This window comes from Flavobacterium sp., from assembly GCF_024305175.1.
Lineage (GTDB): Bacteria > Bacteroidota > Bacteroidia > Flavobacteriales > Flavobacteriaceae > Flavobacterium.
Genome location: NZ_JAMWYY010000033.1, coordinates 1 through 16,199, shown reverse-complemented (window position 1 = coordinate 16,199; position 16,199 = coordinate 1). Strand labels below are relative to the sequence as shown.

The window sequence follows — 16,199 nt, the reverse complement described above, 5'->3', positions numbered from 1 at the left end:
CTAATCTTACATGAAAAACCAGAGTGTAAGCAATAATATAGACTGGCTAACCGTACTGCTGTATAGTATACTGGTGGTTATGGGCTGGATGACTATATACTCTGCATCGCTGCCTACAGAGACAACCTCTATATTCGACCTTGGCCAGATATACGGCAAGCAGTTGCTTTTTATACTGGTAACCATACCGCTTATTTTTGTGGTACTCACGGTAGATGCGAAGATTTACGAAAAGTATGCCCTTATTTTTTACGGCGCTTCTATTGTGCTTTTAGCGGGGCTTTTTGTTTTTGGTAAAACCATTAAGGGCCAAACTAACTGGTATTCTTTCGGCAGCTTTGGTTTGCAGCCATCAGAATTTGCCAAGATAGCTACTGCCCTTGTGCTTGCTAAATTTTTAAGTGACGTACAGATAAGCCTTAAAAACACACAGCACCAGCTAATTGCATTTGGTATAATAGCCTTGCCGGTTGCCCTTATTATGATGCAGCCTGATGCGGGTAGTGCCATGATTTTTATGGCACTGGTTTTAGCGCTTTATCGCGACGGGCTTCCGTCCTGGTATTTATGGACGGGAGTTATAGCCATAGTGCTTTTCTTTGCCTCTTTGTTCCTGCGCCTTCCGTTTATATTGCTTATAGTGTTAGGTGTTATGCTGATACATTATTTTTTAAGTAAAAGGGCACACCGCAACCCTATAATGTACACGCTTATATTTATTGCAATAGCCGGGTTTACCTATTCAACCGGGTTTGTATATGACAATGTACTTGAACCCCACCAAAAAGACAGGATAGATGTACTTTTTGGCGAAGAGGTTAACCAACAGGCAGAGGGTTACAACCTTAATCAATCACTTATTGCCATTGGATCGGGTGGATGGACAGGTAAAGGTTATCTTGAGGGAACACAAACAAAAGGCGGATTTGTACCGGAACAGCACACTGACTATATTTTTACCACTGTGGGTGAAGAATGGGGTTTTTCCGGAGCTATTTTAGTTATTGGTATTTTTGTTACGCTGTTCATCAGGATAATATACCTTGCAGAACGCCAAAAATCAAGCTTTAGCAGGACGTATGGCTATTGTGTTGCCTCTATCCTGTTTATGCACTTTTTTGTGAATATAGCCATGCTTATAAGATTGTTCCCGACAATAGGGGTGCCATTGCCTTTCTTCTCATATGGTGGCTCGAGCCTTTTTGCCTTTACCATACTGCTCTTTATCTTTATAAAGCTTGATGCAAATAAGGTTAATGAGTGGTAGAAAGCCACATCAGAAAGCTACTAAAGACGCGTCTATAGAGAACTCTGAATTAAAACTATATTGTCCTTTCGGAAATATATTACTCAGTTTTTACATCCAATGCATCACGCAGGGCATTACCCACCATCATAAAGGCTAGTACCAGCAACAGCATAGCAATACCGGGTGCAAGTGCCAGATAGGGCTTTCCTAAAATAATGTAATTATAGTGGTCTTTAATCATACCACCCCAACTTGGCACAGGCGGCTGTGCGCCAAGCCCTAAAAAACTAAGGCCGCTTTCCACAAGTATTGCAGATGCAAAGTTAGCTGCCGAAATAACAATTACAGGCGCCATACTGTTAGGCAGTATATGGCTGAAAATAATTCGCGCGTCACGGTAGCCCAATGCCCTTGCAGCCGTTACAAACTGCATTTGCTTTATGCCCATAACCTGCCCGCGCACCACACGGGCAACCTCTACCCACATGGTTAGCCCAACCGCTATAAACACCTGCCAGAAACCTTTGCCAAGTGCAAGGGTAATTGCAATTACCAGTAACAGTGTGGGTATAGACCATATTATGTTTACCAGCCACATTACAAAAGCATCTGTTTTGCCGCCAAAATAACCGGCAATGGCACCAAAAAAGATACCTACCACAAGTGATATAAATACTGCTACAAACCCTATGGCTATAGAAACCCGTGAGCCTATTATCAGCCTGCTCAGTAAGTCCCTGCCCTGGCTGTCGGTACCCAGGATAAATTTTTGTTTATATATAAATTCTTTTTCTACAGCCTGAGCTGTGATGTCATTATCGTATGCAGAAAGTGCAACAGATTTTGTCACGGCCAGTGCCGGGTCATCAGCATATTCGGTATACGTAAGGCTGTCGGCAGAAAACGTATAATTAAGTACAGGAACTTTAGGTTCCGCATAGGGCCTGCCGGTAAAGTAGTGCAGCCAGCTTTCATCATGGGTGGCTACAGATGGCAATTTAACCATTGTAACGGTAAAGCCGGGCGGCTTACTGCTTAATGAAAGATCACCCCAGTTTGCATTCCTTGTCTTGTCGGGCGCAAGCACATAAGCAAACAGGGCTATAAAAACCATTAATGCGATAAACCAGAAACTTAAAACGCCCCAAAAGTTCTTTTTAAACTTTTGGAGCGCCAGTCCGGTAAGAGATTTTCCGGTTTTATCCATTAATTATCTGGTTTTAACCACCTTTTCTTTTTTGCCTATGTTAATGGCATTTTTGTTCGATTTGCTGCTTTGCATATCTTCAAGCACATTTAAGGCTTCTTCTACATAAATATCTTTAGAGAGGCTTTCAAACCACGCTTCTTTTTTCTCGGCAAGCTCAGGATCCTTATCCATCACTTTCTTATCTTGTGGTAATGGTTCAAAAGTAAGCCCGCTCTTATAGTCGTTTAGCGCGTTAAACCTTTTGGTTATGGCCTCATTCTTGGCAAGTTCAGCTTTAAACTTCTCTATATTCAGGTCAAATGTATAATCATCCTTCTGCTCGCTTACCCATTTGGCATTTTCATCCATCAACCTGAACTGAGGGCTGATTTCCATCCTTTTTTTGCTTCGTGCTATAATAGGGTCAAAATCATTTTTAAGGATATTATATGTTGCCGGGTTAATTTTATCCCACGGCATGGCATTATCCATATCACGCTCACCCATATCAATATACGAGTACCTGTCAGCCATTACAACATCGCTCATTACACCTTCGCGTTGTGTAGAGCCGCCGTTTATCCTGTAAAACTTCTGGGTAGTGGTTTTAAGCGCGCCCAGGTCGCCAAAAGTGCTGCTGCGCACAAACTGGTTAAGGTCTATTACATTCTGCACAGTGCCCTTACCATAGGTATGCTTGCTACCCATTACAACGCCACGGTTATAATCCTGTATTGCTGCAGCAAAAATTTCTGATGCTGATGCAGAGAAGTTATTTACGAGTACTACAAGAGGTCCATCCCACTGCACCTTAGGGTCGTGGTCGCTTAGCACCTCTACTTTACCGCTTGGCCTGCCATCGTCAGAGCGCGAACGCACCTGTACTACAGGGCCTTTTTCTATGAATAAGCCTGTAATATCAACAACAGTCTTTAGCGAACCGCCACCGTTATTACGAAGGTCCATAATAATACCTTCTACCCCCTGCTCTTTCAGCCTTTGCACTTCTATGGCAACGTCCTTTGCAGCATCACGGCTGTCTTTATTTTCAAAGTCGATATAAAACTGCGGCAGGTTTATAATACCATACAGCTTACCATCTTTTTTAACAACACTCGATTTTGCATAGGTTTCTTCAATCTCAACAAGGTCGCGCACTATAGAAATTACATCTATTGTACCATCTACTTTTTTTACCGTAAGGCGTACTTCTGTCCCTTTAGGGCCTTTTATTTTTTTAACCACATCGTCAAGGCGCATACCTGCAATATCCACAGGCTCTTCATTGCCCTGCGCTACTTTCATTATCAGGTCGCCCTGCTCCAGCTCTTTTCCCCTCCATGCCGGGCCGCCCGGTATAAGTTCTGATATTTCTACATAATCACTTTTCTTTTGCAGCCTTGCCCCAATACCTTCCAGCGATCCCCTCATGCGGGTATCAAATTTCTCTTTATCATCGGGTGCAAAATAAAATGTATGCGGGTCAAAACGCTCTACTATTGAATTAATGTAAATAGTAAACCACTCATCACGCTTAAGTTCTTCTATAAAATCAAAATACTCGTTTAATGATTTAAGAGTAGATTCCCGCGCTTCTTTTTCAAGCTCAGCAAAAGATTTTTTAGTTCCGTCTGCTTTTTTGTCTGCTACTTTTTTAGCACCGCCGGCATCGTCAGTCTTATTTATTTCCTTGTTAGGATCTGCAGGTGATTCCTGCACTTTTTGCTTGTCGGTAACAGTAGAAAGCACTGATAACTTTAGCTGCTTTTCCCAGCGTTTTCTTAATTCAGCATCATTTTTAGGGTATGCCTGGTGCTCATAATCAACATTAAACTGCTCGTTTGCCGTAAAATCGAAAGGCTTCGCCAATATTTCTTTATAAAAACCTTCGGCCTCGTCAATCCTGTCCATAAGCCTGTTATAGGTAAGGTCGAAGAATGAAAGGTCTTTATTCAGTATCATATCGTCAAGCTGCGTTTCATATTTAGAAAACTCGTCTATATCAGCCTGGGTAAAAAAGCGTTTGGAAGGGTCTATGCTTTCAAGGTAGCTTTTATATACACCTTTGCTAAACTCATCATTTATATCGGCAGGGTCATAATGCCCTTTTTCAATTACAAATGTTATAAGCTCTATCAGGAGCTTGTCTTTTTCGGGGTCGTTAGCCTGTTGCTGTTTCGGGATAAAACTCCACAATGCCACTGCAAGCACAGCAACAATCATCAATATCTTATAGTTTCTTTTCATATATCGGATAATAGCATTCATTAATAATAAATTTATATAAAAAATTGTGCCAAAAAATCACTCACTAAAACTCCGCCCGCATTTTACAGTAATGGCTACAGTATAAATTTACGTATTTTAGCAAACGTAAAAGTACGATTCTTATTTTGAAAATACTACCTGATGACGAAAAAACCCCTGATACTGGTAACAAATGACGATGGTATATCGGCCCCGGGCATACGGGCACTGATAAGTGTAATGAAGACCATTGGCGACGTGGTTGTTGTGGCTCCTGACAGCCCACAGTCGGCAACCGGGCATGCCATAACCATAAACAACACACTGTTTATTAACAAAGTAAATATAGACCCTGATATTGAGCAGGAATACAGTTGCTCCGGCACACCGGTTGACAGCGTAAAATTTGCCGTACACGAGATACTGAAACGCAAGCCCGACCTTTGTGTATCGGGTGTTAACCACGGCTCTAATTCATCTATCAATGTTATCTATTCAGGCACGCTGAGTGCCGCAGTAGAAGCCGGGATTGAAGGCATACCCGCCATAGGCTTCTCTTTATTGGATTATGACTGGAATGCTGATTTTGAACCCACAAAAACCTTCATTAAAAAAATAGCGCTTCAGGTATTGGAGAACGGGCTGCCGGATGGCGTAATACTGAATGTGAATTTCCCTAAGCTGAAAGAGAAAGAAATTAAAGGTATAAAAGTGTGCAGGCAGGCAAAAGCAATATGGGAAGAGCGGTTTGACAAACGCACGAACCCGCAGGGGCGCGACTACTACTGGCTTACCGGAGAGTTTGTAACCCTTGAAGATGGTAATGATACTGATGAATGGGCTTTGGCAAACGGTTATGTATCGCTTGTACCGGTGCAGTTTGACCTGACTGCCTATCATGCCATGCAGCAATTGAATACATGGAAACTCAACCCATAGCGGCTAAATGTTAAATATTTGGCTTTCAACTAATTTAATATATCTTTGCCCGAATTTAATAAATAATTATGAAGAAGTTTTTTACGCTTGCCGCAGTGGCAATCATGGCTATGTCATGCTCTGATGATGATAACTCATCTGCAAACAACAACGAAACCGCCCTTGTGGGTACATGGAAGTTAACAGCATTAACTACCGATGAGCCACTTGATGTAAATGGTGACGATGTTGAATCTACCGACTTTATTGCCGAAACAGAATGTTTTGATGAAACACAACTTGTGTTCAACAGCAACAACACAGCAGTAATGACGCTTAACTATTACTTTTTTGGCTGTTATGAAGCTTCTGCCCCTGCTGACTGGTCTCAGGACGGGAATGTAGTAACCTTTACGTATGATATGGGTGATGGTGAAGAAGAAATGACAGGAACAATATCAGGCAACACACTTTCTATATATGACGAAAGGTGGTATGAGGTTGAAGTTGAAGTTGATGGCCAGGTGCAAACTACAAGCATACCTGCTACACTTGTTTTTACAAAACAATAATTTCTGCAAATAATATAGTTTAGGCAGCCTGTGTTAGCACAGGCTGTTTTTTTATATAGTACCCTCAATAAATTAATGTTATTTTTGAAGTGTAAATTAAGCACATGAAATATTACATCATAGCAGGCGAAGCATCGGGCGACCTGCACGGCAGCAACCTGATGAAAGAACTATACAGGGTTGACTCTAATGCGGAAATCCGCTTTTGGGGTGGAGACCTTATGCAGCAGGCGGGCGGCACACTTGTTAAGCACTATCGCGATCTTGCCTTTATGGGTTTTGCCGAAGTGGTACAAAACCTTCGTACCATTTTGGGCAACATAAAATTCTGCAAACAGGATATACTTAGCTTTAAGCCTGATGTAATCATTTTTATCGACTATCCCGGTTTTAATATGCGCATTGCTAAATGGGCAAGGCTGCAGGGATTTAAAACCCATTATTATATATCCCCGCAAATATGGGCATGGAAGGAAAACCGTATAAAAGCTATTAAGCGTGATGTGGATAAAATGTACATCATACTGCCGTTTGAGAAAGACTTTTACGAACTAAAACATCAATATCCTGTTGAGTTTGTAGGGCACCCGCTTATTGATGCCATACAAAACCGCAAGGCTACAGATACTAAAGCCTTTAAAAATGAATTCGGGTTAGACAGCAGGCCTGTAATTGCGCTACTGCCCGGCAGCCGTAAGCAGGAAATAAGCAAAATGCTGAGCGTTATGCTGTCAGTAACCGACAGTTTTCCTGATTACCAGTTTGTGATTGCAGGCGCACCAAGCCAGGAGTATGATTTTTACAAACAGTTCCTTAACAACAAAAATGTGCATTTTATCAGTAACCGCACATACGACTTGCTAAGTGTGGCGCATGCTGCTCTTGTTACATCGGGTACCGCAACACTGGAAACAGCACTTTTTAAAGTACCGGAGGTGGTGTGCTATAAAGGGAGTTGGGTGTCTTACCAGATTGCAAAACGTATCATTACGCTTAAATACATCTCATTAGTTAACCTCATCATGGATCGTGAAGTGGTTAAAGAGCTTATTCAGGATGAATTTAATACCAAAAACCTGAAAGTTGAACTGCAAAAAATCCTTGACCCGGCACATCGTGAAAAGCTGCTGAAAGATTATGATTTACTGGAGGAAAAACTGGGTGGTGCCGGTGCAAGCGCCACTACAGCAAACCTCATTTTCAAACATTTAACATAGTTTGTTAATTTCAACACAAAAATTATTTATATTTGCAAAAACCCGTGTTGAATTTGAAAAGATAAAGTTTTGAAGAAACTCCTGCCCCTATCCCTGTTTTTCCTGATGATGGTATCATTCACAACATCAGCACAAATTGTGACCTCTAAAAAAGAGGCACAAAAAAAAGGAATATACTCTTATTCTGAAAAGGAAAATAGCACCGATAATGCCGTAGCTGTTGCTACAGAAAAACCTTCAAAACCGACACAAGGCCCCGCACAGCCTGTAATTACTACCACAAATAATGATAATGTTGCCGAAACTGCACCTGAAGTACAGGAAGACGCAGTAACAGAAAAAAAAGATAAGAAGAAAAAGAAAAGGGTAATTGAGAGCCAGAGGCCTGACCCTGATTATATACCTGCGCCTTATGAAAACTACCTTGCCATGCAGATTGTAAACAATGCAATGGAATTTGAAGGTGTTAACTACAGGACAGGCGGTACTACAAAAGACGGTATGGATTGCAGCGGTATGGTTTATACCACTTTCAATATTTTTGATATCTCATTGCCGAGAAGTTCTTATGAAATGGCAAAGGCAGGCAGAAAGATAGACCTTAGCGATGTACGCAAAGGCGACCTGCTTTTCTTTGACAATAACCCGAGAAGGAAGCGCATTAATCACGTTGGACTTGTAACCGAAGTTACTGAAGATGGCGAAATAAAATTCATACACGCTACATTACAGCTTGGCGTTGTGGTTTCATCTATGAGCGAAACGTATTATGATAAAACTTTCGTTCAGGCAAACAGGATTATTGAAGACGATTTTTAATCAGGACTGATAAAAACGCACAGCTAATTTCAATATCAAACACATATGAAGGTATTGAAATACCCTGTTATACCACTTACTTTTTTTGTTGCTACAGGCATATTTACAGCAGATTTAATTAGGCCGGGGTTTAAGGCTGCACTACTATTTTCTGCCGTTAGTATGGTATTGCTTTTCGCTGCTTATAGTATCTCTAAAAAGCAGTTGCTGCAAAAGCCGTGGTTTACGTTAGCTGCACTTTTATTTGCTTTTTGCATTGGGTTTTCGGCTTATACACTTACTTATCCGCCAAACAACCCCTATCATTACGCTAAGATGCTGAATGACCAGGATATTCCTGTTATTAAGGGCTATATTTCAGAACGGCTTAAACCCAATGATTACAACGAAAAGTATTACTTTAAGATTCAGTCTGTAGATAAAAAAGCGGCCACAGGAAAACTGCTGGTTACTGTACCTAAGGACAGCCTCCGAAATATTTATAATGCAGGTGATGTACTTTATATAGCCGCAATACCACAGCCTGTTTATGCGTCAATGAATCCGTACCAATTTAGCTATGCCGGTTATATGGAAAAGCAGGATGTTTTCCATCAAATCAAGCTGAAGGATAATTTTATTCAGTCGGGTCAAATACAAAATTTCGATTATTATGTTGGCACATTACGTAATACTCTAACAAAAAAATTAGAGCAACAGCATTACAGTACGCAGGTCACCAATGTTCTAAAAGCGCTTTTGTTAGGGCAAAGGCAGGATATCGACAATGAGCTGAACCAAAATTATATAGATGCGGGTGTTATACATATACTCGCCATATCAGGGCTTCACATAGGCATCCTGTTTTATATACTTAACCTGCTGCTGAAGCCACTTCGGTATTTTAAAAATCATGGTAAGCTGTTAAGGCTACTCGCCATGCTTACAGTTTTATGGAGTTTTGCCATAATTGCCGGGTTATCGGCATCTGTAGTGCGGGCGGTGGTAATGTTCAGCTTTGTAAGCATAGGGCAATACATAAACCGGAATACAAATACATTCAACTCATTAGCGGTATCAATGCTTGTATTGCTTTTAGCTAAGCCTTCTTTTTTGTTTGATGCAGGCTTTCAGCTAAGTTATGCCGCAGTTTTTGCAATTGTGTGGATGCAGCCTCTTTATTCGAGAATAAAACCATCTAAATATAAAGCAGTTAATTACTTTACACAGCTTGTGGCTGTGTCTATTGTAGCACAACTGGGTGTACTTCCGCTTAGCCTGTATTATTTTAACCAGTTCCCGCTGCTGTTCCCTCTTGCTAATATTGTGGTCATACCGCTCTCTACCGTATTATTAATAGTAGGAATAGCAGTGATTATATTAGGTTTCATCCGGGCGGATGCCGCAGCACTTTTAGGCAAGGTGTTAGGTTTTATTACCGAAGTAATGAATGATTTTATCGAATGGGTTGCATCTTTCAGCACTTTAACTATAAAAGACATACCTTTTAACCTGCTGCTTATGCTAACTTTATACATGCTGATACTCTGCAGCGTGTTATGGATGTTTAAGAAGAACTATACACGTACTGTGGCGCTACTGGCTGCTGTATTGGTATTTCAGGTTAGCTATACAGTAATTAAATGGAAGGCAGATAATTTAGATGAGACTGTTATATTTCATAACTGGGAGCATAGCCTCATTGCCAAAAAGAGAGGAAAAAATATTACCTTTTTTAGCAATGACAGCCTTGCCGCTTCTAACAGGAATGCGAAAAGCTACACTAAAGGTAATTTTACAGATAACACGGAAGTCAGGCCGCTTGAAAACCTGTATTGGCACAATGGTAAACGAATACTCATTTTAGACAGTACCGGCGTTTATAGCAGCAATATGCAGGCAGATTTACTGCTGCTTACACAATCTCCTAAAATAAACCTTGAACGCACGCTGGACAGCCTTAAACCGCTCGTAGTGGTTGCAGATGCCACTAATTATAAAAGCTACGTGAGCCGCTGGCAAGCAACCTGCCAAAAAAGAAAAATCCCTTTTCATGCTACTGCCGAAAAGGGATCTTATACTATAAGGTAAATGTTATGCTTTTGCTTTAAGCACCTCCATTAACTGCTCCGGAGTGTGGTAGCCGATAATGGGCTCTTTTACATTTCCTTTTTTATCAAAAATTATCATTGACGGATAAGCACGCACTTTCAAGAACAGCGTAAACTCATGTACACTGTTGCGGCCCCTTCTGTCGGCAACATAATTTGGGTTGGCATATTTCTTACCCATGTAATTAACATCATCATTGCCTTCTGCATTAAATTTTACCGCATAATAATTAGCGTTAATGTAATCGGCAACGGTCTTATCATGAAATGTATTTTTATCGAGCATTTTGCATGGCCCGCACCAGTCGGTATATACATCCATAAATATAGGCTTCGGATTTTTCTTCTGCGCGGCAAGCGCTTCATCCAGTGTCATCCATTTTATTTCCTGTGCCCGGGCAGCAACTGTGCCTAATGCAACAAAGAGTATTAATAACAGTTTTTTCATATTATTTAAGTTTATAGTATTGGTTTTTCAAAAAGGATGCCAAAGCATGTTAACGAACACCGTGCATCAGCTTTTTAAGCAGCGGGTGCAGTATCATTACCAATATACCAAGGCCTATAGGCACAAAGGTAAAGATAAGGAAAAACGTTGATAATGAATACTTTTCGGTAATTGTATTAATCATACCACCCATAGTACCTGCAGTTTTGTTACCAATGGCAATAGCAAGATACCAAATACCGAACATAATACCAATCATCCTGGCAGGCACCAGCTTACTAACATAAGAAAGCCCTACCGGAGAAAGGCAAAGTTCGCCCAGTGTATGGAAAAGGTAAGCAAAAATAAGCCATACCATGCTCACCTTAATATCGCCGCCATCGGTAAGTGTAGAAGCACCATAAGCCAGTGAGGCAAAGCCAATACCTAATAATGAAAGCCCAAGCCCGTATTTAAATGCTGCCGGCGGGTTAAACTTGCTCTCCCAAATTTTAGACACCATAGGCGCAAAAGCAATGATAAAGAATGAGTTTAATATACCAAACCAGGAAGCGGCAACAACCGTTTCATCTTTAGTGAATTCGCGGTATAGCATCCAGATTACAACACCCCAGATTACTGCAAAACTGAACCCAAGAATACTGTTACCTACCGGATATTTTTTAAATGTCTGGCTAAATAGCTTACCTAATACATAGGTTATGATTATAAGAGGGACAACTGTTAGCAATGCATTGATAATCTTAAATAAAGATGCTGTGCTGCCTGTTAATTCCCTTTGGGTATATTTTTCAGCAAAAATGGTCATAGAGCCACCAGCCTGTTCAAACGAAGCCCAGAAGAAAACAGTAAAGAAGGCAAAAATTGTTACAGCAATCAGCCTGTCTCTTGTAACTGTTGCATAACGTGTAAGCCTGCTTACCAGTAGTATAACGAAAAGTACAACACCAAGCATGATGGTAAAGTTAGAGCCATCAAGCGAACCAACTGTAAAATCAAGTAAATTGTTACCGCTGATTTTAGAATACGGGTCATTAAGTATCCACACAAGGCCAAGCAAAAGTGATATTACTATTAGGGTAAGGTCAAAGCTGGTAAACGGTACACGCTTATCGCCATCAGTAGCTACTTTCCTTTCCGCCTGTTCGGCAGCGGTAGGCTTGGTACCAATGTTACCAAAAATATTTTGTGTAAAGTAAAATTGCAGCATACCAAAAAACATGAAGATACCGGCAAGGCCAAAGCCCCAACTCCAGCTTACCTGCTCACCAATATACCCGCAAAGCATGATACCCAAAAAGGCACCTGCGTTTACACCCATATAAAATATGGTATAAGCGCCATCTTTCTTTTCAGGGTGGTCTTTATACATATAAGATACTATAGATGTCATATTCGGCTTAAAGAAACCATTACCGAATATAAGAAGCCCAATACCTATATACAGGAACATAGGCGTTTCCACAGCCATACTGGCATGCCCCAAAGTCATTAAAAGAGCACCTATTACAACAGCCCAACGATAGCCCAGGTACCTGTCGGCCATATAACCGCCCATAATGGTTGTAAGGTAAACAAGCGAAGTATAGGTTCCGTATAAAGCAAGTGCGTTCTCCTCAGGCCATGCCCAACCGCCGTCAGCAATTGAAGATATAAGGAAAAGTACCAAAAGGGCACGCATTCCGTAATACGAAAAACGTTCCCACATTTCGGTAAAGAACAGCACAAACAGCCCTGCCGGATGCCCTAAAACATTGGATTTAAAAAAATCATTTGAAGTTGTTGTAGACATAGTATATATATTGATTCAAAAAAAATTAGTTTCTACTTTTCGTCCTGCATCAGTTTTTTAACGATCGGCGAAAGGACAATCAGCACCACACCGGCTATTAATGCATATATAGCCAGTTGTTTGTAGCCATCGGTATAGGTAGCCAGCTTTTGCGGCAACGAGTCGTTCTCTCCTGCTTCAGACAAGCCTGCACCCAATATACCGGCAACATACTGCCCGTATGCACTTGCCAGGAACCACATACCCATCATTACGCCCTGCAGCCTTTGCGGCGACAGCTTGGTCATTAACGACAGACCTATCGGTGAAAGGCACAATTCGCCAAAGGTGATTACAAAATAGGCAAGTACAAAAACATCGAGGCTGGCTATGCCCGAACCGGCAATTACCTCGAAAAAGCGTGTAAGGTAGAAAATATAGAATCCGCCTGCAAGAAAAATAAATCCAAGACCGAATTTTATAACTGAATTAGGCTCTATTTTCTTTTTTGCCATTGCAATCCAGGCAAGGCCAACAAGCGGTGCAAAAATAATTACAAATACAGAGTTTGCAGCATTATTAACACCGTTAGGATCTAAGGTCATTGTACCTAAAACGGTATTATCTAAGTTCTGTGCCGCAAATATACTCAATGAGCCACCACTCTGCTCAAAGAACGCCCAGAACACAATAGAGAACAATATAAATATTAATGCCGCTATCAGTTTTTTGCTCTCTGCCCAGCTGTGCTTGCTCATTTCATAAACAAGATAAACAAGCGTGACAGGGCCAATTATATACATAAACCAGTCAGTATATTCTGTTTTGGCTACCATAGCCATAATTACAGGAACTACAGCAAGCGTACCCAGGTAAACGGCATACTCATACCAGTTCTTCCCTGACTTAATTTTTCTCTTTACGGTGGTTGGTTCAGGCTCTACAGTGCCTATACCCTCTATTTCAGTGATTTCTTTTAGTTTATTATGCTGGCTTTTTAATGGCGATAAACCAATTGGCCCAAGTGTTTTTTGAGTAAAGATAAAAGTGATAAGGCTTATTGTCATTACAACCCCTGCAAGGCCAAAGGCCACATTCCAGGTATATTCAGCCGGTATGAAACCGGAGAACAACTGTCCTTTACCAATTGCAATACAGGCATAGCCACCCAAAAGTGCGCCTATATTAATACCTGAATAAAATAGTGAAAAACCTGCATCCCTCCTTGAATCTCCTTTTTTGTAAAGTGAGCCAACCATTGTAGAGATGTTTGGCTTAAAGAAACCGGTACCTACCACTGTAAAACTGATACCCCAAAAAAAGTTACTTTCGGGGAAAGGGTCAAAAGCCAGGATGGCACTACCCACAATCATTAAGATACCTCCCCAGAACAGCGACTTCCTGAAACCTAAAATTTTATCGGCAAACAAACCGCCTATAAATGTAAAGGCATATACAAACGCCTGCGTAGCGCCATATTGCAGGTTGGCCTGGCTTTCCTGCATGTGTTCGCCATTTTCGAGTACCAGGTGGGTAATCATAAAGTAGGTTAAAACACCGCGCATACCATAAAAACAGAAACGTTCCCACATTTCTGAAAAGAACAATCCCCAAAGCTGTTTAGGATATTTGCCCTTAAAATCCTGGATTTCTTCCAGCGAAGCAGTTGTATTCATCTACAGGTTATCTTTAATAAAGTTAGTCATCTTGGTATATAGCTGCAGCCTTGTTGCGCCGCCGTAAATTCCGTGGTTTTTATCCGGGTAAATAGCCCAGTCGAATTGTTTGTTGGCCTGCACCAGCGCTTCTACCATAAGCATGGTGTTTTGCAGGTGCACGTTATCATCTGCAGAGCCGTGCACTAACAGGTATGCGCCTTTAAGCTTGCTTACATGGTTTATAGGCGAGTTTTCATCATAACCCGAAGGGTTTTCCTGCGGCGTCTGCATATAGCGCTCAGTGTAAACCGTGTCATAAAAACGCCAGTTGGTAACCGGTGCCACCGCAATAGCCATTTTAAACACATCATTACCTTTAAGCAGGCAGTTAGACGACATAAAACCGCCATAGCTCCACCCGAAAATACCAATACGCGATTCATCTATGTACTCATACGCGCCAAGCGTTTTTGCAGCATCTATCTGGTCTTCAACTTCATATTTACCCAATTGCTTATAGGTTACTTTTTTAAAATCAGCACCTTTAAAACCTGTACCCCTGCCATCTACACAGGCAACTATATAGCCCTGTTGCGCCAGCATCATGAACCAATAGTCGTCATACCCGTTCCAGTCATTATTTACCTGTTGCGAACCCGGGCCGCTGTACTGATACATGAACAATGGGTATTTTTTTGAAGCGTCAAAATCGGCAGGCTTTATAATCCAGGCATTAAGTTCATGCCCTTTATCTGTTTTAATAACAGTAAATTCTTTTTTGGGAAGGTTATAAGGCTTTAGCTTTTCTGCAAGAACTTTGTTATCGAGGATTTCTTTTACAACTTTACCATCTTTAGAGTTATGGAGTGTATAAGTAACCGGTACTGTTGCACTTGAATACGAATTTATAAAGTAATCAAACTTAGGGCTAAAGGTTGCCTTATTAGTACCTGTAAGCGGCGTAAGCCTTACTTTGTTTTTGCCATTAATGCCAATACGGTACACATCACGGTTAATAGAGCCATTTTCTACCGACTGGTAAAATATGTTGCCACTGGTTTTATCAAACCCATAATAGGCAGTTACCTCCCAATTACCGTTTGTTACCTGCTTTATCAGCTTGCCGTTACTGCCATAGTGGTAAATGTGGTTGTAGCCGTCTTTCTCGCTTGTCCAGATAAAACTGTTGTCGTTAAGAAAAGTAAGGTTATCAGTAATATCAATATAGGCTTTATCGGTTTCATTAAGTATTCCTGTTGCAACGCCACTATCAGCATCAACAAAAACAAGGTCGAGGTTGTTCTGGTGCCTGTTCATAACCTGTACGCTTAATGTTTGCGTATCGTTGGTCCACTTTAAGCGTGGCAGGTAGTACGGATTAAATGTACTAAGATCTATCTTTTTTGTCGTATTGTTCTTTACATCATATATATGCAGCGACACTTTAGAGTTCTCCTCCCCTGCCTTTGGGTACTTAAACGTATAAGGCTGCGGATACAGACCCTGGTTGTAGTATTCCATTGTAAATTGCGGCACATCTGTCTCATCAAAACGGATAAAAGCTATTTTATCGCCAGCTGCATTCCAGTCATATGCCCTTACAAAAGCAAATTCTTCTTCATACACCCAGTCAGTAATACCATTAATTACAGCGTTTACGCTGCCGTCTTTTGTTATCTGGGTAACCTTGCCCGAAGCTAAATCTTTAACATATAAATTGTTTTTGTAAGCATAGGCCACTTTGCTGTTATCAGCAGAAAAAGTAGGTTCCTGCACTTTTTCATCAGCAAGCGATGTCAATTTTTTGCCTGCAATGTCATACACAAAATAATCGGCAACAAATGAATGGCGGAAAATAGGCTCTGAATTTGTGGCTATCAATAGCTTTTTTTCATCAGGGCTAAAAGTATAACTATCTATCCCGGCCTGCAATTCCTGATGATTTTTAGAATCTATCAGTGTAGTCACTTTTTGCAGCGTTGCAAAATCATAGAGGTCTATTTGTGCTGTGTGCGCTTGCC

The 16,199-nt window shown here is 41.0% G+C and carries 12 protein-coding genes; 6 read left to right on the top strand and 6 right to left on the bottom strand.

Going from position 1 to position 16,199, the window contains the following annotated elements; all coding sequences use genetic code 11:
• Positions 1 to 10 precede the first annotated feature (10 nt).
• Positions 11 to 1,267 carry a rod shape-determining protein RodA gene (gene rodA, locus Q0K96_RS09400; RefSeq protein WP_297333741.1) on the top strand — a complete coding sequence of 419 codons (1,257 nt, stop codon included), beginning with the start codon at positions 11 to 13 and terminating at the stop codon, positions 1,265 to 1,267.
• A gap of 79 nt (positions 1,268 to 1,346) precedes the next feature.
• Here rodA and Q0K96_RS09395 read toward each other — a convergent pair whose 3' ends face one another.
• Both Q0K96_RS09395 and Q0K96_RS09390 read right to left on the bottom strand, forming a co-directional pair.
• Positions 1,347 to 2,456 (bottom strand): ABC transporter permease, encoded by a 1,110-nt coding sequence (locus Q0K96_RS09395; RefSeq protein WP_297333740.1) that lies wholly within the window; start codon positions 2,454 to 2,456, stop codon positions 1,347 to 1,349.
• Between the two features lie 3 nt (positions 2,457 to 2,459).
• On the bottom strand, positions 2,460 to 4,706 hold the full coding sequence (locus Q0K96_RS09390) for a carboxy terminal-processing peptidase (RefSeq protein ID WP_297333739.1): 2,247 nt from the start codon (positions 4,704 to 4,706) through the stop codon (positions 2,460 to 2,462).
• A 138-nt stretch (positions 4,707 to 4,844) separates the two neighbouring features.
• Between Q0K96_RS09390 and surE the strand changes: the two genes are divergently transcribed.
• From surE to Q0K96_RS09365, 5 genes are all read left to right on the top strand, one after another.
• On the top strand, positions 4,845 to 5,624 hold the full coding sequence (gene surE / locus Q0K96_RS09385; protein ID WP_297333756.1) for a 5'/3'-nucleotidase SurE: 780 nt from the start codon (positions 4,845 to 4,847) through the stop codon (positions 5,622 to 5,624).
• A gap of 68 nt (positions 5,625 to 5,692) precedes the next feature.
• Positions 5,693 to 6,175 (top strand): lipocalin family protein, encoded by a 483-nt coding sequence (locus Q0K96_RS09380; RefSeq protein ID WP_297333738.1) that lies wholly within the window; start codon positions 5,693 to 5,695, stop codon positions 6,173 to 6,175.
• Between the two features lie 104 nt (positions 6,176 to 6,279).
• A complete protein-coding gene (lpxB, locus tag Q0K96_RS09375; RefSeq protein ID WP_297333737.1) occupies positions 6,280 to 7,392 on the top strand; it encodes a lipid-A-disaccharide synthase in 1,113 nt (370 codons plus the stop codon).
• Positions 7,393 to 7,461: 69 nt separating this feature from the next.
• The gene (locus Q0K96_RS09370) at positions 7,462 to 8,211 is read left to right on the top strand and encodes a C40 family peptidase (protein WP_297333736.1); all 750 of its coding nucleotides are present in this window, start codon (positions 7,462 to 7,464) and stop codon (positions 8,209 to 8,211) included.
• A 45-nt stretch (positions 8,212 to 8,256) separates the two neighbouring features.
• The gene (locus Q0K96_RS09365; protein WP_297333735.1) at positions 8,257 to 10,281 is read left to right on the top strand and encodes a ComEC/Rec2 family competence protein; all 2,025 of its coding nucleotides are present in this window, start codon (positions 8,257 to 8,259) and stop codon (positions 10,279 to 10,281) included.
• Positions 10,282 to 10,284: 3 nt separating this feature from the next.
• Here the strand turns inward: Q0K96_RS09365 and Q0K96_RS09360 are convergent, their stop codons facing one another.
• The 4 genes from Q0K96_RS09360 to Q0K96_RS09345 all read right to left on the bottom strand — a co-directional run.
• Positions 10,285 to 10,749, bottom strand: coding sequence for a thioredoxin fold domain-containing protein (locus Q0K96_RS09360; protein ID WP_223053434.1), 465 nt, complete (start codon positions 10,747 to 10,749; stop codon positions 10,285 to 10,287).
• A gap of 49 nt (positions 10,750 to 10,798) precedes the next feature.
• Positions 10,799 to 12,541: a peptide MFS transporter gene (locus tag Q0K96_RS09355; RefSeq protein ID WP_297333734.1), complete on the bottom strand. Its 1,743-nt coding sequence runs from the start codon at positions 12,539 to 12,541 to the stop codon at positions 10,799 to 10,801.
• Positions 12,542 to 12,573: 32 nt separating this feature from the next.
• Positions 12,574 to 14,196 carry a peptide MFS transporter gene (locus Q0K96_RS09350; RefSeq protein ID WP_297333733.1) on the bottom strand — a complete coding sequence of 541 codons (1,623 nt, stop codon included), beginning with the start codon at positions 14,194 to 14,196 and terminating at the stop codon, positions 12,574 to 12,576.
• Positions 14,197 to 16,199 (bottom strand): S9 family peptidase (locus Q0K96_RS09345; protein WP_297333732.1); only part of this gene is annotated, 2,003 nt, incomplete at its 5' end.